This is a genomic window from Alteromonas sp. ABV4_515 (assembly GCF_056160345.1).
This window is the reverse complement of the sequence record NZ_JBSWWZ010000005.1, coordinates 337,752-361,747: the sequence shown is the minus strand read 5'-3', so window position 1 is coordinate 361,747 and position 23,996 is coordinate 337,752. Positions and strand designations below refer to the sequence as shown.

Annotated in this window: 26 protein-coding genes; 7 read left to right on the top strand and 19 right to left on the bottom strand. The window is 44.7% G+C overall.

Going from position 1 to position 23,996, the window contains the following annotated elements; genetic code table 11:
- Positions 1–24: 24 nt before the first annotated feature.
- Positions 25–1,278: an SGNH/GDSL hydrolase family protein gene (locus tag ACXAGX_RS13790; RefSeq protein WP_474838991.1), complete on the bottom strand. Its 1,254-nt coding sequence runs from the start codon at positions 1,276–1,278 to the stop codon at positions 25–27.
- Positions 1,279–1,394: 116 nt separating this feature from the next.
- Here ACXAGX_RS13790 and ACXAGX_RS13785 point away from each other — a divergent pair, with 116 nt between their 5' ends.
- On the top strand, positions 1,395–2,300 hold the full coding sequence (locus tag ACXAGX_RS13785; RefSeq protein ID WP_474819458.1) for a LysR substrate-binding domain-containing protein: 906 nt from the start codon (positions 1,395–1,397) through the stop codon (positions 2,298–2,300).
- A gap of 126 nt (positions 2,301–2,426) precedes the next feature.
- Here ACXAGX_RS13785 and ACXAGX_RS13780 read toward each other — a convergent pair whose 3' ends face one another.
- Complete coding sequence (locus ACXAGX_RS13780) at positions 2,427–2,621, bottom strand: hypothetical protein (RefSeq protein ID WP_070125300.1); 195 nt, start codon at positions 2,619–2,621, stop codon at positions 2,427–2,429.
- Between the two features lie 26 nt (positions 2,622–2,647).
- The gene (locus tag ACXAGX_RS13775) at positions 2,648–2,824 is read right to left on the bottom strand and encodes a DUF1328 domain-containing protein (protein WP_070125299.1); all 177 of its coding nucleotides are present in this window, start codon (positions 2,822–2,824) and stop codon (positions 2,648–2,650) included.
- Positions 2,825–3,102: 278 nt separating this feature from the next.
- On the opposite strand from ACXAGX_RS13775, the gene yfbR reads away from it, so the two are divergent.
- Positions 3,103–3,747 carry a 5'-deoxynucleotidase gene (gene yfbR, locus ACXAGX_RS13770; RefSeq protein WP_474819461.1) on the top strand — a complete coding sequence of 215 codons (645 nt, stop codon included), beginning with the start codon at positions 3,103–3,105 and terminating at the stop codon, positions 3,745–3,747.
- A gap of 32 nt (positions 3,748–3,779) precedes the next feature.
- Here yfbR and ACXAGX_RS13765 read toward each other — a convergent pair whose 3' ends face one another.
- The 13 genes from ACXAGX_RS13765 to ACXAGX_RS13705 form a co-directional block, all read right to left on the bottom strand.
- Positions 3,780–4,238 (bottom strand): DUF2383 domain-containing protein, encoded by a 459-nt coding sequence (locus ACXAGX_RS13765; RefSeq protein WP_474819465.1) that lies wholly within the window; start codon positions 4,236–4,238, stop codon positions 3,780–3,782.
- Between the two features lie 313 nt (positions 4,239–4,551).
- Entirely contained in the window at positions 4,552–5,094 is a 543-nt protein-coding gene (locus tag ACXAGX_RS13760; protein ID WP_474838989.1) for a type II secretion system protein, read from the bottom strand.
- A gap of 140 nt (positions 5,095–5,234) precedes the next feature.
- Complete coding sequence (locus ACXAGX_RS13755; RefSeq protein ID WP_474819472.1) at positions 5,235–5,804, bottom strand: CC0125/CC1285 family lipoprotein; 570 nt, start codon at positions 5,802–5,804, stop codon at positions 5,235–5,237.
- Between the two features lie 5 nt (positions 5,805–5,809).
- Complete coding sequence (locus tag ACXAGX_RS13750; protein WP_474819476.1) at positions 5,810–6,067, bottom strand: hypothetical protein; 258 nt, start codon at positions 6,065–6,067, stop codon at positions 5,810–5,812.
- 1 nt (position 6,068) lies between these two features.
- A complete protein-coding gene (locus ACXAGX_RS13745) occupies positions 6,069–6,602 on the bottom strand; it encodes a phage holin family protein (RefSeq protein WP_474838987.1) in 534 nt (177 codons plus the stop codon).
- A 1-nt stretch (position 6,603) separates the two neighbouring features.
- Positions 6,604–6,942 (bottom strand): DUF883 domain-containing protein, encoded by a 339-nt coding sequence (locus tag ACXAGX_RS13740; protein ID WP_474819481.1) that lies wholly within the window; start codon positions 6,940–6,942, stop codon positions 6,604–6,606.
- Between the two features lie 215 nt (positions 6,943–7,157).
- Positions 7,158–9,248, bottom strand: a complete 2,091-nt coding sequence (locus tag ACXAGX_RS13735; protein WP_474838985.1) for a response regulator — start codon at positions 9,246–9,248, stop codon at positions 7,158–7,160.
- A gap of 17 nt (positions 9,249–9,265) precedes the next feature.
- Positions 9,266–9,718, bottom strand: coding sequence for a response regulator (locus ACXAGX_RS13730; protein ID WP_474819488.1), 453 nt, complete (start codon positions 9,716–9,718; stop codon positions 9,266–9,268).
- A complete protein-coding gene (locus ACXAGX_RS13725) occupies positions 9,708–11,219 on the bottom strand; it encodes a sensor histidine kinase (RefSeq protein ID WP_474838983.1) in 1,512 nt (503 codons plus the stop codon). Before ACXAGX_RS13725 ends, ACXAGX_RS13730 begins: the two co-directional genes overlap by 11 nt.
- Positions 11,220–11,226: 7 nt before the next feature.
- On the bottom strand, positions 11,227–11,451 hold the full coding sequence (locus tag ACXAGX_RS13720) for a histidine kinase dimerization/phospho-acceptor domain-containing protein (protein WP_474819493.1): 225 nt from the start codon (positions 11,449–11,451) through the stop codon (positions 11,227–11,229).
- Between the two features lie 11 nt (positions 11,452–11,462).
- Positions 11,463–12,797 (bottom strand): sigma-54-dependent transcriptional regulator, encoded by a 1,335-nt coding sequence (locus ACXAGX_RS13715; protein ID WP_474838980.1) that lies wholly within the window; start codon positions 12,795–12,797, stop codon positions 11,463–11,465.
- A gap of 167 nt (positions 12,798–12,964) precedes the next feature.
- Complete coding sequence (locus ACXAGX_RS13710; protein ID WP_474819500.1) at positions 12,965–14,791, bottom strand: putative bifunctional diguanylate cyclase/phosphodiesterase; 1,827 nt, start codon at positions 14,789–14,791, stop codon at positions 12,965–12,967.
- Positions 14,792–14,965: 174 nt separating this feature from the next.
- On the bottom strand, positions 14,966–15,883 hold the full coding sequence (locus ACXAGX_RS13705; protein ID WP_070125286.1) for a LysR family transcriptional regulator: 918 nt from the start codon (positions 15,881–15,883) through the stop codon (positions 14,966–14,968).
- A 385-nt stretch (positions 15,884–16,268) separates the two neighbouring features.
- On the opposite strand from ACXAGX_RS13705, the gene ACXAGX_RS13700 reads away from it, so the two are divergent.
- Positions 16,269–16,586: an ArsR/SmtB family transcription factor gene (locus ACXAGX_RS13700; RefSeq protein WP_474819504.1), complete on the top strand. Its 318-nt coding sequence runs from the start codon at positions 16,269–16,271 to the stop codon at positions 16,584–16,586.
- 49 nt (positions 16,587–16,635) lie between these two features.
- Here the strand turns inward: ACXAGX_RS13700 and ACXAGX_RS13695 are convergent, their stop codons facing one another.
- Complete coding sequence (locus ACXAGX_RS13695; RefSeq protein ID WP_474838978.1) at positions 16,636–17,379, bottom strand: PRC-barrel domain containing protein; 744 nt, start codon at positions 17,377–17,379, stop codon at positions 16,636–16,638.
- Positions 17,380–17,592: 213 nt separating this feature from the next.
- Positions 17,593–17,949: a MaoP family protein gene (locus tag ACXAGX_RS13690; RefSeq protein ID WP_474819511.1), complete on the bottom strand. Its 357-nt coding sequence runs from the start codon at positions 17,947–17,949 to the stop codon at positions 17,593–17,595.
- A 325-nt stretch (positions 17,950–18,274) separates the two neighbouring features.
- Here ACXAGX_RS13690 and ACXAGX_RS13685 point away from each other — a divergent pair, with 325 nt between their 5' ends.
- Both ACXAGX_RS13685 and ACXAGX_RS13680 read left to right on the top strand, forming a co-directional pair.
- On the top strand, positions 18,275–18,439 hold the full coding sequence (locus ACXAGX_RS13685; protein ID WP_170826585.1) for a hypothetical protein: 165 nt from the start codon (positions 18,275–18,277) through the stop codon (positions 18,437–18,439).
- Between the two features lie 126 nt (positions 18,440–18,565).
- Positions 18,566–19,390, top strand: a complete 825-nt coding sequence (locus ACXAGX_RS13680) for a LysR family transcriptional regulator (protein WP_474838976.1) — start codon at positions 18,566–18,568, stop codon at positions 19,388–19,390.
- A 34-nt stretch (positions 19,391–19,424) separates the two neighbouring features.
- Here ACXAGX_RS13680 and ACXAGX_RS13675 read toward each other — a convergent pair whose 3' ends face one another.
- Positions 19,425–20,828, bottom strand: coding sequence for a GGDEF domain-containing protein (locus ACXAGX_RS13675; protein WP_474819523.1), 1,404 nt, complete (start codon positions 20,826–20,828; stop codon positions 19,425–19,427).
- A gap of 293 nt (positions 20,829–21,121) precedes the next feature.
- On the opposite strand from ACXAGX_RS13675, the gene ACXAGX_RS13670 reads away from it, so the two are divergent.
- Together ACXAGX_RS13670 and ACXAGX_RS13665 are read left to right on the top strand one after the other, a co-directional pair.
- On the top strand, positions 21,122–21,487 hold the full coding sequence (locus ACXAGX_RS13670; protein WP_070125281.1) for a DUF2750 domain-containing protein: 366 nt from the start codon (positions 21,122–21,124) through the stop codon (positions 21,485–21,487).
- A 233-nt stretch (positions 21,488–21,720) separates the two neighbouring features.
- Positions 21,721–23,886 carry a S46 family peptidase gene (locus ACXAGX_RS13665; protein WP_474838974.1) on the top strand — a complete coding sequence of 722 codons (2,166 nt, stop codon included), beginning with the start codon at positions 21,721–21,723 and terminating at the stop codon, positions 23,884–23,886.
- The last annotated feature ends 110 nt before the right edge of the window (positions 23,887–23,996 follow it).

Here is a 23,996-nt window from a genome sequence, read left to right as displayed (position 1 = left end):
TCCCATTTGGGTTGAGGCAGTTATTCACTTTGAGAAGATTGCTGTATCGAATCCATAAGCCATGGCTCTATTCCCTTCAACACTGGGGTGGAGGTGATCGCCAGAATCAAACTTCGGATTCAACCTGTTTGGGTGCTCTGGTGATTGGAGTATTTTTTCCATGTCGATAACACCATCGAATACATCAGCACGTTTGATCCAATCATTAAGAGCCAAGCGAAGCGCGTTTTTTTCTTCTTTGTAATAGTTGTCGAGAGGCGTGTTGGGCAATGCCCCTTCGAATGGAGGGAGTGTAGAGGCAAAGATTTTTATTCCCTGGTTTTGTGCCTGCTCAGCTAATTGGGTATACCCTTCTATTAATCTGTCGAGGTCTGGTCTATCGCTATGTGGCGCAAAGCGTGTACCTGGCCAGGCAATATCATTAATACCCAATAAGACTATTAAGCTCGAAACACCAGGCTTCGATAATACGTCTCGATCTAACCGACCTAAAGCACTGCTGCCCATCCCGTCAGATAACAATCGTCCACCGGATATTCCGGCATTGAAAACTGCAATGCCTTGTTTGCACAGTCGCTCTGCAAGAAAATCGGTCCAGCGTGTGTTGTTGTCGAGGCCAGCAGTGGCACCATCTGTAATAGAATCTCCAATAACAGCGATGGCACCGCGCTCATATCTCTTACTCACAAAGAGACTACTGACAAATAAACGGGCAGTTGTTTCGATATGATTAGCACTTAGAGTGGATGTCTGAGTTTGGTCACCGTGCAAGATATAATTAGTCTGCCGTCCATCCCAGTGGAATGTTTCCAGCGCTGTCTTTTCTGGTAGATAGGCAGAGACCACGACATTTGCCAATGACGGTAATTCGAATGATATGTCGTCACTCAGAAGTGTTGCTCCTGCAGGAATTATCGCTTCTTTAGACCCGCCGAATGTAACTAAAATATGCTGTTTAACGGTGTAGACATCTGTAGCATTTTCAGACAATCCAACTGTTACGCTTCCTAATTTTACCGGCGTTTTTCCATAGGCATTCGACATTTCGATTTTAAAAGAATCACCACCAAGACTTAACCTGATAGCTTGTTTCACCGTTTGATCTTCAATTGATTTAGGTATGTTGGTAGGGAAAATGAAACCGTCGTTCCATACAGCCTGCGGGCTGGAAGTCCACGACGTAGTAAATGAATCGTGGAAACTATTCGCCATTACTGGGTTTAAAATAAGTCCGGCGATGACAGATGCAGTTAATTGATATGAAAGTATATTTCTCATTGATACATTCCAGTTGGTTTGAATGCAGAAAGTATCGAATAAAATTTAAGTTTGAAAAATAATCAATAAGGAATATTATTTGTGCCTTTAATTCACAAGGTAGGGGCAATATTACAGTGGCTAAAAATGATGCCAACCGTTCAGCGGAATTGGAAACTTTTATAAAAGTTGTTGAACTTGGCAGTTTTTCTTCTGCAGCCCGTTTTCTAGATAATACGCCTTCCGCCATCAGCAAAACGATCTCGAAGTTAGAGCGACGATTGGGAGCCAGACTATTTAATCGTTCAACGAGACAGCTTTCATTAACAAGTGAAGGGTGTGTGTTCTACGAACAAGGAATGGAAATCATTGCAGCATTAAATGATGCCGAGCGATTAGTGGGTCAGCAAAAAAAACCATCAGGCAAAATACGCGTTAATTGCAATATACCTTTTGGTAAAAAATATATTTTGCCGCTAATTCCACAGTTTTTAGCCACGTACCCTGAAATTAGCCTTCATCTGGAGCTATCAGATAAAGTGATTAATGTACTTGAAGAAAGTGTCGATGTTGCTATCAGAACAGGTAAGTTAGCAGACTCCAATCTCATTTCAAAGAAACTTGGAACAGCAAAAATGGTTGTAGTTTGCTCACCCCATTACGTGAATGCTAAAGGCTGTCCTACAACGCCAAAAGAGTTGAAAATTCACAATTGTCTGGACTTCACATTTGCGCGGGCAGCACGAGAATGGCCTTTTATCGTTGCTGGGAAGGAGGTGTTAATTGCTCCACAAGGCAATGTAAAAGTGAGTGATGGCGATGCTTTGCGACATCTTTTGCTATCTGGTCTTGGTATCGGCAGGCTCGCTTATTTTCAGGTGGAAGAGGATATAAAAGCAGGGAAACTCATTCCCATTCTCGAAGACTATACACCTAACGCTACCGAGGATATCTATGGCGTGTATGTTGGTCAGGGAGGAATGTTACCGAATCGAATTCGTGCATTTATTGATTTTCTATTTCATCATCTGGAAGTCTGTTAGTGTTGTTTGCCGACACTGTGAGCACAAAATTCTAGCTACGCATAGTGCATCTAATGTGTTGCTCATGTACTAATTCAGGCGCAAAAAAACCAGGCATGTAGCCTGGTTTCATTGTATCGATTGGTATTAGCAATCGGTATCTTTAGCGTCAGCGCCTTCTTTCACGTCTTCACAGGCGTCTTCAACAGCGTTACCAGCGTCAGTCATCACTTCGTCCAGTTCTTCGCCTGCGTTTTCTGCTTCACCGTCGCCACAAGCGGCCAAAGTAAATGCAAAACCTGCTACTAACATCGCTTTCAAAAATAACTTATAGTATTTCATCGTCCTTTCTCCTTGTTCCAATTAAATTATACTCTAGGTGATTTACCGCGTAGTGCATTGGCGATTAGTGAAATCACCAGCAGCGCGACAAATACAAAGAATAGAAATTGAGCAATGCCTGATGCTGCACCAGCAATGCCACCGAAGCCAAAAACTGCTGCAATAATGGCGATAATGAAAAATGTAACTGCCCAACCTAGCATAATAATTTCCTCATATTGCTCTTCGTAAAGTTCGTTTAACTTTCGTTAAGTTCGTATTGATTGATGCTGGTATTGTGCCAAGGTTAAAAGTTATTATTTATCATATAGTTAATTTGTTCCTGCTAGCGTGTTCATAAAACTGCTGGCAAAGAGTTACAACTTATCTGCATTTTTTACACATCAATTCCTTATGCGACTAGCATCACTTGGTGAGCTTGATAAACTAGCAGTTGTAACAACATACATTTATTCAATGGCATTCATTTAAGTAGAGCATCATGACAAAACATCATTCAGCATTTATTGGCCTTATGCAGCGAGCAAGAAACGTGAAGCGATGGCCGTTAATGGCACAGTTTCAAGAAGAGATGCTTTCTACACACATCTATGAAGCGGCAGTGGTGGCCCATATGCTTGGCGCCATAGCGAAAGATGTGTTTAACGAAGCTGTAGAACCAGATCGCGTAGCGAGTATGGCAATTTTCCATGAAGGCAGTGAAATAGCCGGCATGAGCGATATTCCTAGCCCTGTTAAATATCATGATCCGGAAACGACAGCAGCGATAAAGAAACTAGAGCGACGTTTTGAAGCGATGCTTCTGCAAACCTTACCTGAACCGCTTAGAGAAAGGTATCAGCCTTTAATCGAACAAGACAAAGAAGATATTCATGTGGCACTGGCAAAAGCTGCAGACGTCTTGTGCGCGTATCTCAAGTGTGATTATGAATTATCGAAGTCGAACTCGGAGTTTTCTAATGCAATGCACGAAATGGAAATTCAATTAAGAAAGTACCGTGAAACTTTTAAAAGTGTCGACTATTTTTGCCAGGTATTCCTGGAAGATGCAAAGGGAACGCTAGATGAACAGACCCGCGATTTAGATTGGGTAGAACGGGCAAACACCATCAATATTAAAGAGTAAGCGGGGCTAATCGCCTGGCAGCATTGAATCAATTAAGCTTGATTGCGAATAAACTTTTTTCGCGTAGCCTTTATTAACTGAAGCTCGTCATAGCACTGCAATAACCGAGTGCGGATTTTACGAAGCAACTGCGCGATATGTTGTGGCAGTTGCTCTTTTAACACATCATCAAAATAATGCAGTATTCTTCGTTCCATAGATGCCAGTTGCTCGGTAAACATCTGGTCGCTATGTGAAGTCACACGGCTAATGAGTCGAGTGTATACATTTCTAGCGTCAACGATAAAGTTGGAGCCTGTATTTTTCACACCAGAGCAGTGCCGGCGTAACTCAGCACAAGCTTGCTCTTTTTCTGTCAGAATACGTGTAAACATTTCTCTTGTATCGTCGCATTTAACCGCTTTAATGCCTTCTTTATAAAAACGGATCCCGCTCTGCAATACCTTTATTAGGTCAGCTAATTTTTCAGAGGGAATGGCGACTGATGACACTGTAAACTCCTAACGTAATAATTAACCAAATACAATCATAAGTTGCACAAAATGGGCCATTGTAAAGTTGAATTAACATTAATTAATCTGTTGATTTAGCAGCATAATTGCCATCTTTATGAAGCTATCAAAAGCGTTGGTGTGTGTGGAGTGAAAATCTTTACAGGCTAGTATGTAAAAAATGGTAAATTCGTGGCGCAGCGCAAGGCCGATTTGTTTGCACTACGCCGCAAGTTTTACGGTAAGATTTTTACAGTCAGGGTTTTGTACTTAGGGGCGTGTTACTCCACGCTACGTACTTTACAGACCAAAATTAAAGGTTGTATATCTTCACTTCACCCGGGCTACCTGTGTAACCTGCACTTGGTTCGCTAAAATCTGTCATGTAATAAGCAAAGTGTGGCGTATTGCTGGGGTAAACCGTACCGCCACCACTCTGGCTTTTAATGTAGCCGCACACTTCACCATAGTAAAAAGCGTTCCATCCCGCCGATAAGGTGTCAGTATAATTGTTCAGCACGGTCACAGGCTCTGCGTCAGCAAACACCTCACTCCAGAGTTCAGCACAGCCTGCACTGTCATCGGTGGAACCTTTCGGCCATCCATCATCGGTAAATTCAACTGTTTGACCAGAAATAGAAATACTGCTCTGACGACGGATCTGCCATTTTGCATGTAATAGATTGACACCTGATTTGAATGCGCCCATCTGTGCCAGCGTGACAGAATCATTGGCATCGTCAGATAAATCTATAAAGCGAGGGGCTGCGGTAACGGCCAAAACGCCAAGGATGACGATAACAATTACGAGTTCGATTAGAGTAAAGCCTGCGTTGTCATTTATATTTTTCATCATGGTAACAGTTTGTTGTAAAAGACAATGGCAGGATAGTTCACTGGTGACGGAAGACCAATAGCAAAAAGCCCGGAACGGTTATGCCGGGCTTTGGATAAGTATTTGCTTTAATATGTTACGCTAATTTTTAAAATCTGCTTTTACATAGGTTTATGGGCTAGCAGCTTTGCAACTTCGAAAGACTTGCTGCCCAAGGCTGTTTGAGACTCAGCCATGCGAACGAGAATGGAGTAGTAAACGTCTTCAGTGTTTTCTGTTTGCACACGCAGCTCACCGCTCTGGTTTGGCATTGTTTGTCCCACCTCGTTACAGCCAGACATTGTGCATTGCGGGTCTGTCAAAATGGGATTTTGCGAAATTTCAGGCGTTTCTTTAACAATGCGTTTGGCGACGGTATTTTTTCGCTCGATGTCGGTTTTAACGATAGTGAGGTATTGAAAATTATTTTTCTTGGCAATTTCAGCCGCACGATAAAGTGAATATTCTTGTACTAGCGACGCATCGGTGACTTCCGTTGCCCGAAACATAATACGGTATTCATTGTCTGATAGTTGCGTTGATGAGTAACCGTATTGCTTATCCGACTTTGCTGCCTGATAAGGGGTGGGTGAAAGGCTCGATACACTGCTACAACCCGTAGCGGCAACTAAACCCGCTCCCAGTAAAACATAGCACATACCTTTTTTTATCACTGATGCGGTAAAACTCATTATTGTTATCCTAAAAAATTGAAAAGTGCTGTCCTTGCGAACGTCATCATAGCCTGACGTTTGCGGCTAGGTGGGTTATCCGTGGTGGCGCCCTTGTAAGCGCCGGCACCAAAGCACGCCAGCAAGGTTTCTGGACGAGCTGCGAACAACTTCAACGTGACTTTAGCATGATTAACGGCAATGGCACTTTCCTGTTGCGATATAGCGTAGCTATCTTGCGCCTTATTTCTTGCTTTAATTGCAGAGTTAATAAACACGGGCATTTTACTCTTCCTTTTGAGGTTTTTTCTCAACGCCAATGCCACGAAGGAAAGTATGAATTGCTGGCATTAACGTAATGTACGCATATGACTGCTTAGCAATCAGGAATGCACCAGCTGCAAGCCCAAGATTGATCAAGAACACAATTAGCGCGATAACGCCGTTATGTACGTCGAAATGATGCAGAGTTAATGCGATACCTATGTTGGCAATTAACCAACAAAAACAGGCGAAGACAAAAGCCGCAAGGGTGGCGATTCCCGTCACAATAACCGACCGCTTTGCAATGTTTACTTCTGCGGCTGATAAATCGGCAAGGGCTGTAAGTTCCTGTTGTTTTTGGAATATCACCCATTGCGCGTTTGTGATCAGATCGTCCAGCGAAGGATCGGCCTCGTCGTCAGGCGGATTGTCATCAATTTCCTTGGACTGCTCAGGATCGTAAGAAGCCCGATCAGTAAAACTGACCGGGTCCTGTTTGCAAGCATTGCCAGTGACCATCTCTTCACTGGCGCTGTCGTTGCTCTTTTCCGTCATATTACTTCTTACGCAGTAATGACGTGACTAACATACCTGCTGCGAATGCGATACCCGCTGCTGCTACCGGATTATCGACAGCATATTTACGTACGCCTGACGATTTCCATTTAGCATCCATTTGTGCTTTGCGAGCAGCCATGTTGTCGGCAGAATCAGAGGCAGTAGCGCGTAGATTCTCTTCAGCACGTGCAGCGGATTGCGCTAAACGGTCTACTGAATTTTGCAGAGTTGCTTGTGCTTTATCAGTAAAAGGATGAGTAGATTCGTCTACACCGTTTGTTGCTTTTTTCGCTGCACCGTTAGTCGCAGTAGTGTTTGGGGTTGCTGCGGTAGCCATTTTAAAATCTCCTTGTGGATATATTCATTATGGAGAGTTGCAATCGGAATACCAGGTTTGAAAGTTGATTAAATAATTGATATTAAAAGGATTAAATTTAAGTCTGGATAAAGATCGAATTTGTGAGAGAAGCGTTGTTACAAGGTTAATGTAATTATTGCAATGTTGATGAAATAAGATGTCCACTCAAATGCGGACATCTTATTACAGGTATACTAAAACAATGCTGCGAGATCGCTTTTGCTTACTGGTTTAAGAAGTGTACCGGAAATGTTGAGCTCTTCGAGTTCTGTATTGTCTGGCTCGCGACCGCTAACAATATAAATTTCCATTGCGTCACTAACGGTACGAATATTTCTTGCCAAGCTGATACCGTCATCATCCGGCAGTGTAAGGTCGAGAAGGGCGGCGTCGTAAGGGCGATGTTTAACCTTATCAAGGGCATCTTTCGCGCAATAGGCTACGTCCACGTTATGACCAAGGTGACTCAGCAGAAGCTTCATCAGCTCAGCAGCATCATGATCATCTTCAACCAACAGAACCTGCTTGAGCGACGCGTCTGTCACTTCTTCTTTCGTTTCACTGGCTTGCCCTTGTTGTGGAGTAGAAGCTGCGTCTCCATCAGGTGCCCCCTCATTCAAGGTATCTTTTGTTCCTGAATAGGAAATAGATTGCATCGCCTTTTGGTAGTTAGGCTCTTCTTCTACTGAGTGACCTGAAATACCTGGTGTGCTGATGAGGTAGCGATCTAAAATGGAAAATAATTCAGATTTTTCAATGGGTTTGCCTAACACGTCATCGAAACCCTCATCAAGTAACGATTGTCGCAAACCCTTGCGACTTGCCGCAGTAATGGCCACTACGGCCACGTTACACTGATGTTTGCGCATCGCCTTTAATGCATCAATACCATTCATTACCGGCATATGAATGTCCATCAACACCAAGTGATAAGGTTTTCCAGATTGCTCTGCCTGTAATACCGCTTCTAAGGCTTTAACGCCATTCTCAGCATAGGACACGGTGGCGTGGCACTGGCTCACCATATGACCGGTAAGTTTACGGAGTTCCCGTAAGTCGTCGACAATTAGTACACGACCTGTCACATGTAATTTGTTCTTGTTCTGTTCATCAACCGTTGGGGCAGTGAGTTTGAACATGTCAAAATGCTGGTTACTGATATCACCCGGATCGATGGTAAAAGAGAACGTACTTCCGCGGCCAAAGACAGATTCTACACTGATTTCACCGCCCATTTTGTACACGAGTTCGCGGCAAATAGCTAAACCAAGACCTGCACCGCCATGATTAGCTCTCATGACATCTTCAATTTGCTCGAAAGGCCTGAATATGTCATCCAGTTTATTCGGCGGCATACCAATTCCCGAGTCAATTACCCGGAAAAGTAGCATCTCTTTGTTGTCTTCGCGACGTGGTGGCAAGGTTTCAACGGTAACCTGAATGGTACCGGTGTCAGTGAATTTAACTGCGTTACTAATTAGATTTATTAAGATCTGCCGAAGTCGCGTGGGGTCTGCAGAAATGAAGTCAGGTATATCATTGCGAGACGATACTTCCATCGTCAGGCCCTTGTCTTTCGCTGCCAGGTTCATTAAAGAATGAACGTCGGTGAGAAAGCCGTTGAGGTTCACTTCGCGACGAGCCAACTCAAGTTTGTTGGCCATAATTCGCGACATGTCGAGCAAGTCATTCAATAGACTAAGCAAGTGCTTGCCGTTGGTATGAATGATCGATAGCTCCTGGTTCATGTCGGCATTTGCCTTGTCATCCAGTAGCAATTCAGTGTAGCCAAGAATAGACGTTAATGGCGTGCGAAGTTCGTGTCCTAAGTGGGCGAGGAATTTGTCTTTTGCCTTATTCTGTTGCTCAACTTTGTGACGCTCTATTCGCTCATTTTCCATTTCCCGGCGAACCATTGCGTAACGCATGGTTCGCATGAAACGGGGCGACTCGATTTCGCTTTTATTCAAATAGTCTGCGGCACCTGCGCGCATGACCATATCATCAACCTGACTGTCAGTCTGGCCAGTAAGAATGACCACAGGAACCGTAATACCTGCAGCTCTAAAGGTGGCCATAACATCCAGTGCGTTTTCCGCACCAAGAATGTAATCTAGCAAACAAATATCAAAAGTACGTTTCTGAAACGCATCAATTGCGGCTTTACCGTTTGTCACCCAGGTAATGTGAAAGCGGGGTTCATCACACTGTGACATGTAGTCGGCGGTGAGGAAGTAATCATCCTCATCGTCTTCTACCAGCAAAACCCGTATAACTTCAGACACGGTCAATTCCTGTTTCTTTAATCATGGGGTAGCTCAACAAACTCAATCCAGTAGCGGCCTAACGCGCGCATAAGATCGACCAATCCTTCAAAGTTTACCGGTTTGGTAATATAAGAAGCACAACCAAGGTCGTAACCTTTCAGCATGTCTTCTTCTTCTTTTGAGGTAGTTAGGATCACAACGGGAATGCCGCGCAGTGATGGATCCGCTTTAATTTCTTGCAACGCTTCGCGGCCATCCTTACGAGGCATGTTTAAATCAAGCAAAATCAGACTGGGACGGGGCGCGTCTTTCGGATCGCTATACTTGCCCTCACGGCGCAAAAATTCTAGCAACTCTACACCGTCTTCTACGCAAAATAGGTTGTTTAGTACGCGACTTTCTTTCAGTGCGTCTAACGTTAGCAAACGATCATCTTCGTCATCGTCTGCCATGAGAATATTAATGGGTGTTGAATGTTTAAGAGACATTGCTTAAAACTCCTTCATTGCCAGCGGCGAAAGGTTCACCGTCAACAGGGATAATGATGACAAACCGAGCGCCTTTGCCCGGTTCGCTAAATGCTTTAATGGTGCCGTTATGACGTTCAACAATGCGACGGCATACGGCGAGCCCTATCCCCGTTCCCTTGTAGGCGCTGCGGCCATGCAGGCGCTGGAACGGGGCGAATATTTTTTCTGCAAATGACTGTTCGAAACCAATACCGTTGTCTTCGAAAGTAAGGCTAACCCACTCATATTCGTCTTTCATCAGGATGTTTGCCAGCTCATCTTCCGTAGAAGGGGCGGCCGTAATGGTAATGAGTGGTGGTATTGCTTCAGAACGAAATTTGAGGGCATTCGAGAGCAGATTTAAAATAAGTTGTTCAATCTGTGATTTATCGCATTGGATAGTAGGCAAAGCACTAACGTTTATTGTAGCGTTACATTCTTCAATGGCGATTTCGAGATCGCTGGCGACATCATCAACGATGGTATTTAAATCTGCACTGCTAAATTCCTTACCTCGGGTCGTTACCCTCGAAAATGCCAGTAGATCGCTTATCAACATGGACATTCGTTCTGCTGCATTGAGCATGCGCTGGAGAAAATCCCGGCCACGTTCATCCATAACTTCAACGTAACCCGCCTCGAGACGATTACCAAAAGCGCGAATTTTTCGCAGTGGTTCCTGTAAATCATGAGAAGCGACAAACGCAAAATCTTCCAGCTCACGGTTACTTCTAGAGAGCTCGTCAGCAAACAGCTTTAATTCCTGGGTACGTTGCTCAATTTTATCTTCTAATTCTTCATTGTATTCCTGCAACTCAAGCTGATGTTTGAGATTATCTCGCATGTTCAGTCGTAGTAAGATGAGAATGGCGATGATGAGCAAGCCTGTGGTGACACCCGAAATAATCAAGGTATTCACAGAGTCGGAACGAAGTTTCATCAAACTGGTTAAGTGTAGCTCTTGCGCATCCCTTTCCGACGAATCAATAAACACATAGCGCTTGTCGAATTCATCGTATAAGTCCAGCCCGACATCTGTATTTAACATCTTAATGGCAGCGTCGTATTCTCCCTGTCGGGTGAGTTCTACCGTTTCGATTAATTCATTCAGTTTGGATTTAGTCAGAGTTATCAGTTCGTGGATATTTTCTTCTTGCTCGGGTAAATCGCTATCCAGCGAGGCATTTTCTACTTCGGTGAGTAATTCGGTGAGATGATTTAACGTGACGGTATAGTCGTTAAGGTAAGACTCTTCTTTGGTTAATAGAAAGCCCCGCTGGCCCGACTCTGCGCGCAGTACCGCTACGTGTAACATATTAATGGCATTAATAACGCGGTTGGTACTGAAAAGTTGGCGCTCTATGGAGGCCAGCTCATCCAATGTACTTACCATGTAAAATGCGTTACCGGTGATGATAATAATGATTATCGTCACCAGTGAAATCCAGCTATACGCCGACTGAACCACTTTATTCAGCATGAACTAATTATTCCGTATTGCCATTTGCGAGTTCTTCCATCATTTCAGCCAGTGCATGACTGCAATCTTTGGTGCTTGCAATAATTTTATCCAATGCATCCTGTGCTTTTTCTGCCGGTATGTCGCCGTTCAGGGCCATTTTTACTAACTCGGCCTGCATGGATATTCTGTTTAAGGGTTTACGGGCATCGTGGACCCAACGAGCAATTGCACCAATTTCTTCGTCTTTCATCTACGTTAACCTTACGATTCGTCTTTACTTAAGTCGCCGTAAGCGTGAAGGCGGTTGTACAGTGTTTTTGTGCTGATCCCGAGCATTTCGGCAGCCAACGTTTTGTTGCCATTCACTTTTTCCAACGTGGCATAAATCAGTTCTTTTTCCACATCTTCAATGGTTCGACCTGCTTCCAGCGCTGGCGAGGTTGATTGTTTCTTCGCAAACGGAGATTCGATGGTTTTTGGCAGTTCGATATCGGTTTTGTCCGGATCGCTCATTATGCCCGCACGATGCACAAAATGGCGTAACTCACGGACATTACCTGGCCAGTCGTAGGTCATCAGGTTGTCTAATTGCGTCTCTTCCCATTCAAACCGGGTACCGTTTTCTTGGTTAAAATCGGCAATGAACTGAGACGCCAGTAATGGGATGTCTTCCTTGCGCTCTCTAAGAGGGGGAATCGTAATTGGGAACACCGCAAGACGGAAATAGATATCTTCCCGAAGCACTTTGCTCTCTGCGATTTCTTCCATTTTTCGGTTAGTGGCTGACACCACGCGGCAATTCACCGGGATGGTTTTTGTACCACCGACACGAATGACTACTTTATTTTCCAACACCCGCAACAAGTTAGGCTGCATATCGATGGGCATTTCCGTAATTTCGTCTAAGAAAAGGGTACCGCTTTCAGCTTGCTCGAATACACCTTCCTTGCGATTAACGGCACCGGTAAATGCGCCTTTTTCATGGCCAAATAATTCACTACCGATCAATTCTTTAGAAAAAGCACCGCAGTTTGTTGCGATATACGGGCCGGTGACGTCAGATGCAGCATGAATCGATTCTGCGACGACTTCTTTACCCACACCACTTTCGCCAAGAAGCATAACGTTTGCACTGGTTCTGCTCACCCGTTCAATAAGCTTGTAAAGCTCTTTCATTGGCGCAGATTCGCCAATCAAGTGACCAAAGTACTTCTTAATACGGGGGCCGCCGGAGTTCGGCTTCTCTTTCTTACCTGTTAAGGCCGCTTCAATGTCTTCACGCTGAATAGGCTTAACCAAGTAATCGATATTCGGGCCGCATAATCCTTTAATAATGCCGCGTACGGAAGGGTGACCAGTAATAAGTGTCACTTTAGGGCGTTTGGGTAGCGCGTCGAGCTCGTCAAATAGATGCACACCACTGCCGTCAGGTAACATGAAATCGAGTAGGATATGGTCGAAGGTTTCTTTTGTAAGCCATTCCCGGGCTTCAGCCAAGTTGGCTGCGGTGAGGATATCATGTCCCAGAAATTCGATAATGGTGCAGGCAACCTCTGTAAATTCCGGGTCGTCATCCACTAGTAAAACAGTTAGCACGCGCTAGTCCTTTATTAATTTTTCTCGCAATATACGTATTACAACTTCACAGAAGTTTAAGATCAACTTCTGCGGCACAGATTTTGAAAGCAAAATGTAAATAAATCAGGTCTAAGCGCTGGATTCGCTTTCAAGTGATTAAAATCAGCAGGTTATATAAGCCTTTTTTACTGAGTAAGCCGTTCGTGACCGTTCAGATTGATGGTGATTTCACTGGCGGGTACAGGTCGACCATAGAAATAGCCTTGCACAATATAACAATGTAATTGTTCGAGTACTTCTGCTTGCTCTTGAGATTCAACGCCTTCTGCGACGATTTCAATATCGAGATTACGGCACAGTGAAACAATGCCTTCCACAATTTTTGCGTCGCGAGGCTCGTGGGTAATGCCAGCGATGAAGGATTGGTCTAATTTCACGGTATTGATATCGAGCTCGCGAAGATAAGCAAAGGAGCTCATGCCGGTACCAAAATCATCGATAGAGGTTTTAATGCCCATCTCCCGGAAGTTGGCCAGCACTCTGCGACTTACTGCAATATCAACCATTGTGGCGCTTTCTGTAAGTTCAAATTCTAGTAGCTCAGGCTTTATATTCGACTTATCTAACAATTCCCGCACGAAAGGGATAAAAGCGCTATCCAGCAGGTTGTAGGCCGAGAGATTAACCGACACGGGCAATTCATAACCTAGCGCAGACCACGCCTTGATTTGTTTAACTGCAAGTTCGAGGGTGTAGCGGGTGAAGGCGTGGATAATGCCGCTTTGCTCAACTAAATCAATGAAAAGACCCGGCTGCAATAAGCCCTCGTCAGGGTGATTCCAGCGAACAATGGCCTCAACGCCGGCTAAACGTTTTCGGCGGATATCTACCTTAGGCTGGTAATAAAGAACAAATTCGTTGTTCGTTAGGGCAGAGCGCAGTTGCCCGCGAAGCGTCACTTTTATGGTGCTGTTGTACGCTAACCGGTCGTTGTAGATCTGCACGCCTAAACGGAGTCTCTTGGCCCGGTGCATGGCGTTTTCAGCGTTGCGTATTAGCATTTCAGGGTGATGACCATGCTCCGGATAGCGAGCAGCACCAATACTGCAACTGATCTCGAATGCGCTGTTGCCAATAAAAAGCGGTTCTCTACACTGGTAGAGAAGAGTAAATGCACGATTTAAAATCTCGTCTGATGCAACGTCTGGAAGACAGATAATAAACTCATCACTGCGGTAGTGATAAACCGTTGCGGTTTCTTCAACAAGACCAGACAAACGCTGGGCAAACGCAAATAACATTCTATCGCCCATATTGTGTCCCAAGGCGTTGTTTATTTCGCGAAAGCGGTCCAAATCGATAAAAAACAACGCCCCATTGCCTTCGTTAAATACCGTGTTCGCAAGCAGCGCATTCCTGTTAGCAAGTTTGGTCAGCGGATCTTCCAGTGCAAGTTGCGCGAGCTTATCGTTTGCAGTCTCAAAACGTTTGGCGATAAATGCCGACATCAACAGGGCTATCCATACCGCAATCCAGAAGGTAATGAATGCTGCGATAGAAAGGGTATTAATAATTTCTGATGAGACAACGGTCTGATCTTTTGTGCGCCAGATTATAGTTAACGGGTCATTATTGTCAGATGAAGGAAAATACTGACGGTAGTAGCGCTGACTATTGATTTCACGAAATTTGTCGGGTGTGCTGTTGAGCTGGGAAACGGTGCTGCTGTCTATGTCGGCCCGCTGGAACAACAACGCCGTGTTGTTAAATACGGCAACCACACTGTCTGGAATGATGGTTTGCGGTTCGGTTTCTAACGTAATTGCTTTGGCAATTAAGGGCCCTTGTTGATCAAAATACTCGGTTTCAAAGTCTCGCTCCAAATCCATCAGAATACCGTGGCCAAGGTAGGTAATGATGCCAATGAGCAGTGTTGACAGTCCAATCGAGCCCATCAATAGTCGCTTACGCAAGCTGGCTTTGTTGTGTTGAATCTCGACGATATTTGCCATGGTGAGTATTTATTCAGGCCGTGTTTCTTTGCACAGAATTCGCGCTACGGGACTAAAAGGCAGGGCATTAAGGAATGACATCTATTTCCTGTTGTTTTTCTTATATAGAAGTTTAGCTTTTATACCCTGTAATAAGGTATCAGGCAAATGGAGCTGAAAAACTGTACACCGGCGCTAAAGACTCAAAAACCCTTCTGCCTCTGCAGTAGGGAGTGTCATCGACTGATAGCGTAATTCACCGATAAAGGCCCTGGCTGCAGGCCCCAGTCTGTCTCCGTCTTCGAAACACAGATATAACAGCCCTTTGCGCACACCACTTTTATCCAACGGTAAAGGTTTTAGCAACCCCTGATTTAACTGGGGTTTTATAATCGCTAACGGAAGCCAAGCAAAACCGAGACCCTGACAAATGATGTCTACCGAGGTTCTCACATGACTGACTGTCCAGCGCTGATCGGCACCAAGCCAGCCTGATTCTGCTTTTCTTTCCGCAGAAGAGTCGCGTACCACAATTTGACGATGTGATTTAAGATCTTCAATCGTGAGAGGACGGTTCAGCTGGTGTAGCGGGTGATCGGGGTGCGCTACGGCAACAAACTCTATTTCGCACAAATCTTCGCTGAAGCCATTCTTAATGGCAAAGGGAGATATGGCAATATCCACTTCAGCAGATTTAAGCAGTGAGTTGGCTCCATTGAGTACCGTTTCCATCAATTCGATGCGTAAAAGCGGATACTCCTGTGAGACTTTATTCAACACTTTATAGAGCAGAGTTGGGGGAAAAATAATATCAACGGCAATCCGAAGCTGTGTTTCTGTTCCGCATTGTAAGTTGGCAGCCACCGCTTCCAATTTGTGTGCTTCATCAAGTAGAAAGTTAGCTCGGCGCAGCATAAGTTCACCGGCTTCTGTCAACCTTACCCGGCGACCGTCATTTTCAAACAAGGGGATCCCGAGGGCGGTTTCAAGTTTATGCACCGCATGGTGAACGCTAGACTGACTTTTATGCACTTGTTGTGCTGCCTGATTGAAGCCGCCAGCTTCTACGACAGCCTGAAACATTCGCCACTGCTCTAAGGTTGCTTTCAACATAACTTTTTCAGATTTATTAAAAACTAAAGTTTACCCGACAATGCCAAGGGAAAAAACAGCGCAAGTGCTGTCTTTATGCTAATGGCATCATAGAGTTCAACGTACCCGGTATATTTGGGAAGTGAAATATTGATATTTGTCTATAGCTCAATTACTGACCATATCATATTTGTGCTTGTTAAACTGAAGGAGCGAGATGTGTACGAACAATAGTCACCGGATTAACTCTAGCTACATAAAACGTAAAGCTATTCTTATATATGTTGCCATAAATAGACAGCGGGTTACTTTCAGTGGGTTATAATTCGCGATGAATCCTCTTGATGATTGAGAACCATTCGCGTTTAATTGACCGTGGTTTCCTAGAATAAGAAGTAGAACTACCATGACAGCAATTAAAGAAGAAATTAATACCGAAAAATTGTTGGCCCACGCTGCTGATGCCGAGCGATTCCTAAAACAATTATCCAATAAAACGCGCCTTATGGTGCTTTGTTCTTTGTTAGAAACTGAATATTCAGTGTCTGATTTACTTACCCGAATTCCTGTTACCCAACCTGTGTTATCTCAACACCTTGCGCTTTTACGTGAAGCAAAAATGGTTGCAACGCGCAGAGACGGTCAAACTATTTATTACAGTTTGGCAGATGAGCGTGTAAAACAAACCATCGGAATGCTTTATCAGTTTTTCTGTGCAGAATAATCAGCAAAGGCGGATTTCATCCGCCTTTTTTCATTTTTAATATTCTTTATTAGCCCGAAATTTGAGCCTGATTCACCAAACTTGTCAGGTAATCAGAATCATCCAACCTTTCATCATCCACTTCTGGTAACGCCTTCAATACTTCATGAGATAGGGTGATATTCACCTTATGTGCCGACCAGTCTATGTCCTTTATCATTGCCGTTGATAGCGCTACTTTCTTACCTCCCGGTAGCCAATCTCGACTATCTACTATAAAGAGTGCCACCTGCCAGTTGTGCGTATCAATAATGAAGTCACAGATGTGGCCGCTGTCTTCGTCATTTGCACTTACCGTATAGCCATCAATTTCGTCACAAGAACGCAGGTGGTTGGCGCCGGGACGTTCAATTTCTTCAATATCTTCCTGCATATTCTGTTGGTGAGCGAGTTCGGTGGGATGTGAAAAATCGCCCCATGCTCCGGGACCAATCCAGTAATAGCCATAACCGAAGTATTTAAACAGGATTTCTTCATACTCCCGTGAAAGCGGCTTATGCTCATCAATTGAGGGGCTGTCTTTGAGCGCCTGCTTCGTCATGTTCACATACAGTTTCTCTTCCGTGGTATTAATTTCCAACAGCGAGATAGGAGACAGTACCACCTTACGGCCCAGTGGCAGCCATTTATGGGTATCTGCAACAAAATAACGGGTAACATAATCCTGATCGTCAAAAAACACGTCCTTGCATTGCCCGATATCACCGTCTGTAGCATGAATACCGAAATGTTTTAATGAGGAAAATGCAATCATTCCTGTTGTCCTTATAGTTCTTAAATCACGATGTCAGCTTTTACTGCAAGCCTTTATGCTGTTTCGTAACGGGCATCAGAACAGATCACAATTTTTGTCAGAGATAACAGGTAGGGAAGAGATTTAGGTGAGGAGTCAGTGAAAGTAAACCGCCACAGCATTGCTCTGGCGGTTTGATGTAAACGGAAGCTTGCTGAAAACGCGAATGCGAAATCAGGCTACATCAAATTCCTCGTCAGAATAGTCGTCGTCGAATTCTGACGCATTGCTGGCAGAGCTGTGCAAGGTGTAAAAATGCTTTTTGCCCCGGGCAAGGTGCACGTATTTTTGCCAGGCCTTTTCCAGTGCATTTTCTGCAGGAACGCTACCTGATACGAAAGCAACAAAGTGTTTTTCGTCTTCGGTTTCGGCTTGCAGAGAACCGGTTTCTAATTCAGAAAGAACTTTTCCGTGTCTGCTTAGCAGGTCAGCTTCGGAAATACTAAAGTCTCCAGATTTTTTAAATCCGTAAGGAAATTTAGCGCGATCGATAAAAGGTTTTGGAGCAGGGCGAATATCAAACGTTTTCATGGCGAAGTCTCGATAAGGAGTGAACTCAGCAGACTTTTAAATCAATAAAACCATCATGGGAAACAAAAAATTTTTACCGTTAGGACAAATAATTTTTTTGAACAGTTTGAAGCCACCGAAGTTGTCGTTTGGAAGCTTTCTACTGTCGTTTGCATGTACAGCCAAACGCCAACAGCATAGCGAACGGACATGGATTCTGGATAGTCCCTGAACATATTTTATCCAGTTAAATTTATCATCGTGACGATGAATAATTTTTGTTTCCTATTTTCTGTACGAGCCTGATAATGAGATGTGTCCTTAACGCAACAACTATGAGACTGCAATGAGTAAAGACTATCGTTACCACCGTGAAGAATGGGACTCGGTAGAAGATGGTGACCTTCAGGGTAAAAAAGGCCAGGATCGTCGGCATCAGGTGAAAACTAAGCAAAAGCGCGACGAACAACGTCGTGAAAAGCAGCGAAGGCTTCACCAGGAAAGTTTCTGATAACATCCACAAGCTGTTATCTGCGCAACGCACCAGATTTCTGGTGCGTTTGCTATGTTTTTGTTTTACATCACCTACAAGCTGTGAGAACGTATATCCGTTAACGTAATCAGCTGCGTAGCTTCTATGGATATCCGTTTTTTATCTACTTTTCTCGAGGTCGTAAAGACCCGTCATTTCGGCAAAGCTGCTGAAAATCTCTATTTGACACAATCCGCGGTCAGTGCACGAATAAAACTGCTTGAAGAATATTTTCAAACCACGTTGTTTATCAGGCACCGTAACAGTATTCAGCTCACCCAAGCAGGTGAAAAGCTGTTACCTTTTGCCCATCAATTAACCGACACACTTAAAGAAGCAAAACGAGAACTGCAGTTGGAGTCGGGCGAATATGTAGTTTGCGCGGCAACGCAACTGGCCAGTGAAATAGGCTTTTCTTCGGTGTTAGGAAAAGTGCATCAAACCTTTCCTGAGTGGTCAGTGAAAGCCGAGGTGCTAACCTTGGACAGTTTATCGCGACAATTACACGAAAGAAGTATCGATATTGCCCTGTCTTGTGAACCGCTCAAATCAGAAGAAATTGTGAGTAAGGAATTGCTTTGCGAGCCGCTGTCGTTGTTCGCTTGCAATACTGACGACACTGAACCAACTTCATCCAGTTTTGTGTCTGTAGAGTGGGGCAGTAAAGTCCGGGAGAAGCTTTTTCATCAATCTCCACAGTTACGAGATGCCAGGCTGAGTACTAATTCACTGGGACTTGCTGCCCGTAGCCTGATTGAAGAGGGCGGGTTTGCTTATTTGCCCTCTTCAGTGGCTGATTCTATTTTGCCAGCCGCTTCTCGTCGTCACATTAAAACCTGTGACGAGATGATGGCTACCGTATACCTAAATACAATGAAAGCGGTGAAACGCCCGGGCTTATCCGAACTGATCACACTACTTACTGAGTAAAAGTCGGTCACTGAGTAAAGCCGGCTAAGCTGCGTTAAATCAGCAATGCATTGTCTACCGTATCGTCTTGACTAAACAGTGAGCCAACGCGGTTTCGTCCTTTTTCTTTTGCTTGATACAGGGCCTTGTCGGCCCGTTTCATTGCGTTTGTCATGTCATGGTCGCCAAGGTCAGATACGCCTACAGATACTGACAGCGGGTAGTCGTCAATGATATCTGTTAAGTCTAGTTCGCAAACCGCTGCACGAATTTTTTCTGCAACCCGGTGGGTACCGGGTTGATCAGTAGCTGGCAAAATGGCCGCGAACTCTTCTCCTCCCATACGGCATATAACATCAGAGCGCCTGACCGTATTTTTTATTGTTACCGCGATAATTTTTAATATGGCATCGCCTGCATCGTGGCCATAAGTATCATTCACATATTTAAAGTAGTCGATATCGACGATCAATATGCCCATTTCGCCATTGTATCTTTGCATACGAGAGAGTTCTCGACGTTGCAATTCGTGAAAGGCCCGTCGGTTAAATAAGCTAGTGAGTGGGTCTATTTTGGCCAGCCTAGTAAGAAGCTCTTCTTTTTTTCGTCGCTTTTTGTCGGCATTTTCGTGGTACACCGTCGAGAATACCACCACAGCAATAACTACCCAGCAAACAAGCACCACAAAGGCGCCAAAGAGAGAGGCGTCATCAACCGATGAAAGCGATTTAACCCAGAGATAGCCCATTAGAAATACGAAAAAATAGCCAGATACGGCCTGGGTACGAGCTAGTTTTCCGGGAATGAAAGGAGACAACATCGTCCGAATAAAACCATGATTCGCTGTAGAGAAGAGGATAGCGAGTGAGAGAAAATAGCCTATGCCCATGGTGGCCACCGACATTTCACCATAAAAAGTGTCGAGGTTGTAGGCGTATCCGGTAAGCGCCAAAGAGGGAAAAACCAGGGCAATCGTTGCAAACAACTGTGTAAGATTCACGTTTTTACTTAGCCTCGCTTGCAGGGAAAGTGCTAGCAAAGCAACCATCCAACAGGTGTTTTGGCCCATAGCATTAACGCGACCCTGTTCTAGTGATGCTGCCACGACATCACTGAATGGGGTGATAGATTCACTGATGTGGTTTTGTAGCAAGTTGTCGATTAACACGATGGCGACGATGAGTTGCGGTAAAAAAGCGAGTATGGCGGCAAGTGCCCGACGCTTGTGATTGAAGCTGATGAAACCTGATGCAAGCATGATTAAGCTTATAGCAGTGAGAGGGTGGGTTGCCATACCTGATTCAATTGGGCGATATAAAAAGTCGATACCCATTAAATAGCCGGTGAGAGACAAGGCCGCGGCTGCGGCGGCAAACAGCAAAAACGGTTCAGATAAAATAAGCGCAATAAGAATGAGTTTGCGTCTGGATTGGTAATGCGATACGTAAGCGTTAGGCATAATGCCACCCTCAACGTGCTGTCGGGCCCATTCCCCCGAGATGGAAAATAAATTTCAGTATAGACTCACTATGAGATTTGCAAAAATAAACATTAAAAAAAGTTCATTTATACCAGGCGCCAGCGCAGATGAACTTTCCGAAGCGAGAAAATGATCAACTTATCACCAACACAATGACGGTATTAACGGTTAACTATTTTCAGGTCTATTGGTAGTATCAACACCATTATTTTTTGTACTCGCGCAAATGTTTATCTGAATGCGCTGGTGCGCCATTTATACAGAGGGCTACTATGTCACTTTCTCATCCACTTCTGGAAGTTAACGCTGAAAAACGCTTAAGCGCGACAATTGACAGCATCATCAGTAACGAGCAGGTTTGGATCCTTAAAGATGAAGACGGATGCGTTATGCTTACGTCAGATGAAGAGGATGGCGTTCCTGTCTGGCCTGACAAATCACTGGCAACCCTGTGGGCCACTGACGAATGGGACCACTGTGAACCGCTGAGCATTTCTTTGCAGGATTGGATGCAAAAGTGGACGCCTGGTTTGCTCAAAGATGGATTGGTCATTATGGTGTGTCCGGTTCCCGCTGAAGAGGGCGAAATCATTGAGCCAGATGTATTGGCAGAGAAGATCCTGGCTGCAAAGAAATAGCTGCACCCTCGTATTCATCCTCTACCCAAGGCGTTATCCAGTTGGCTAACGCCTTCACACAGAAATATTTCTTAACACTTCTTCTCTCTTTTCAGCGGCGTTTCGCCTGAATATGATTCACATTACCTCCATGACAAAGCTACACTACCGCTCTGCAATTACCGACGGATAAAACCTGCCACATCAATGGCGTGGCGATAACAGGTTTGACTTAAAATAAGAAAGGAGCAGTTATGTCTCGAAAACACTTACTCAGTGCTTCCCTCGCGATTATTTTCGCCAGTGCCGCTGTGCAGGCCAAAGAAGGTATGTTCACACCTGAGCAATTACCTGATATTGCTGGAGATTTGAAGCAAACTGGGCTGGAAATATCGCCCCAAACTCTCAAAAATCTGACCGGCTTTCCCATGGGAGCCATCGTGTCACTAGGCGGCTGTTCCGCGTCATTTGTGTCTGATGAAGGCCTCGCTGTTACCAATCACCATTGTGCTCGTGGTTCAGTGCAATACAACAGCTCGCCTGAGCATAACTATTTAAAAGACGGTTTCCTGGCTAAAACCAAACAAGACGAATTACCTGCTGCGCCCGGCACTAAAATGTTTGTTACCGTTGATTTTGCTGATGTTACCGACCGTGTTATTGGCTCAATCAGCAGTGATGTGCAAGGACGTGAGCGTTACGATGCCATAGAGAACAACAAAAAAGCCATCATCGCAGAGTGTGAAGCGGAAGAAGGTTTTCGTTGTTCTGTACCGGCTTTCTTTCAGGGGTTGGAATATAAGCTGATTAAGCAAATGGAAATTCGCGATGTGCGTATTGCCTATGCGCCTGCGGATTCTGTGGGCAAATACGGCGGAGATATTGATAACTGGATGTGGCCTCGTCACACCGGCGATTTCTCTTTTTATCGCGCATACGTAGGCAAAGACGGCAAACCTGCGGATTTCAGTGAAGAGAATGTGCCTTATCAACCAGAGCATATTATTAAAGTGTCAGCCGCCGGTTTAGAAGATGGCGATTTCGTCATGGCTGCGGGTTACCCAGGCTCTACGGATCGCTACGCACGACTGGGCGTAGTGTCCTATACCTTTGACTGGATGTACCCAACCTACGTGGATTTGATTGGCCAGTGGATTGACACCATTAACCAGGCTTCTGAAGAAGGCAGTGATGCGCGCATTAAGTACGAGGCGCTGTTGGCCGGTTTGAACAATTTCCTTAAGAATACAAAAGGCCAACTGGAAGGTGCAAAGCGTGTCGGGCTGGTTAAACGACGCCAGGATCGTGAGAATGCCTTAAAAGCTTGGTTAAACGGGCAGGGTAAAACGCAACTGGTGGATAACATCGAGCGCTTGGATGAGGTTACTGACGAGCGTATTAAAAACAGTAAACAGAATTTTTGGTACAACAACTTGTCACGGGCGCAACTCTTCTCTGTCGCCCAGCAGCTTTATCGCAATGCAATCGAACAGGAAAAGCCAGACGCAGAGCGTGATCGAGGTTTCCAGCAACGGGATCAGTCTCGTCTTAAGGAAGGCTTATCGCGGATTGATCGTCGTTTTGATGTAACCGTCGATAAAGCAGTATGGAAGAAAATGATTTCGCTTTACCTGGACCAGCCGGAATCTGCCCGGGTAGCGGCATTCGATGATGCATTGGGCATTACAAGCGAAACAACTGCCGAGCAACTTGAAGGCATTCTAGCAAAATTCTATCGGGAGACCAAACTCACGGATACGGATATTCGCCTTAGCTGGTTAACGGCTAAACCTGCTGATTTTGAGAACAGCAAAGACCCGTTCATTCAGCTTGCCGTTGCCCTGAACGACACGGAAATGCAGATTGAAGATAAAAACAAAGCATTAGAAGGGCAGTCGGCTGCACTGCAACCCCAATACATGCAGGCAATCATCGAGTGGCAGAAATCACAGGGAAGTCTGGCATACCCTGATGCAAACAGTACGCTTCGCGTTACCTACGGCAATGTGTTGGGAGGTTCACCTAAAGATGGCTTAATCTATGAACCGTTTACCCGTCTGGAAGGTATTTTAGAGAAAGACACAGGTGAATCACCGTTTGATGCCCCTGAGAAATTGTTGCAACAAATCAGGGATAAACACTATGGTGCTTATAAGCTAGATAGCATAGGCAGCGTGCCAGTGAATTTCCTCACCGATTTAGACTCTACCGGCGGAAACTCGGGTTCTGCTACCCTTAACAGCAAAGCTGAACTGGTTGGCCTTTTGTTTGACGGTACGTTCGAAAGTGTTAACTCTGACTGGGACTTTGATCCTCGCACTACCCGTACCATTCACGTTGATACGCGGTACATGCTATGGGTGATGGAGTATGTCGATGGTGCGACGAATCTTATTGAAGAAATGACAATAGTGAAATAATACTGTTAAGTCATGAATAAAGCGGCCTGCATACTTTGTGTCAGGCCGTTTTTTGTTTACGAATCAGGAGAATACTATCAGTAATCTTATTCCCGGAGCGGATGAACTTT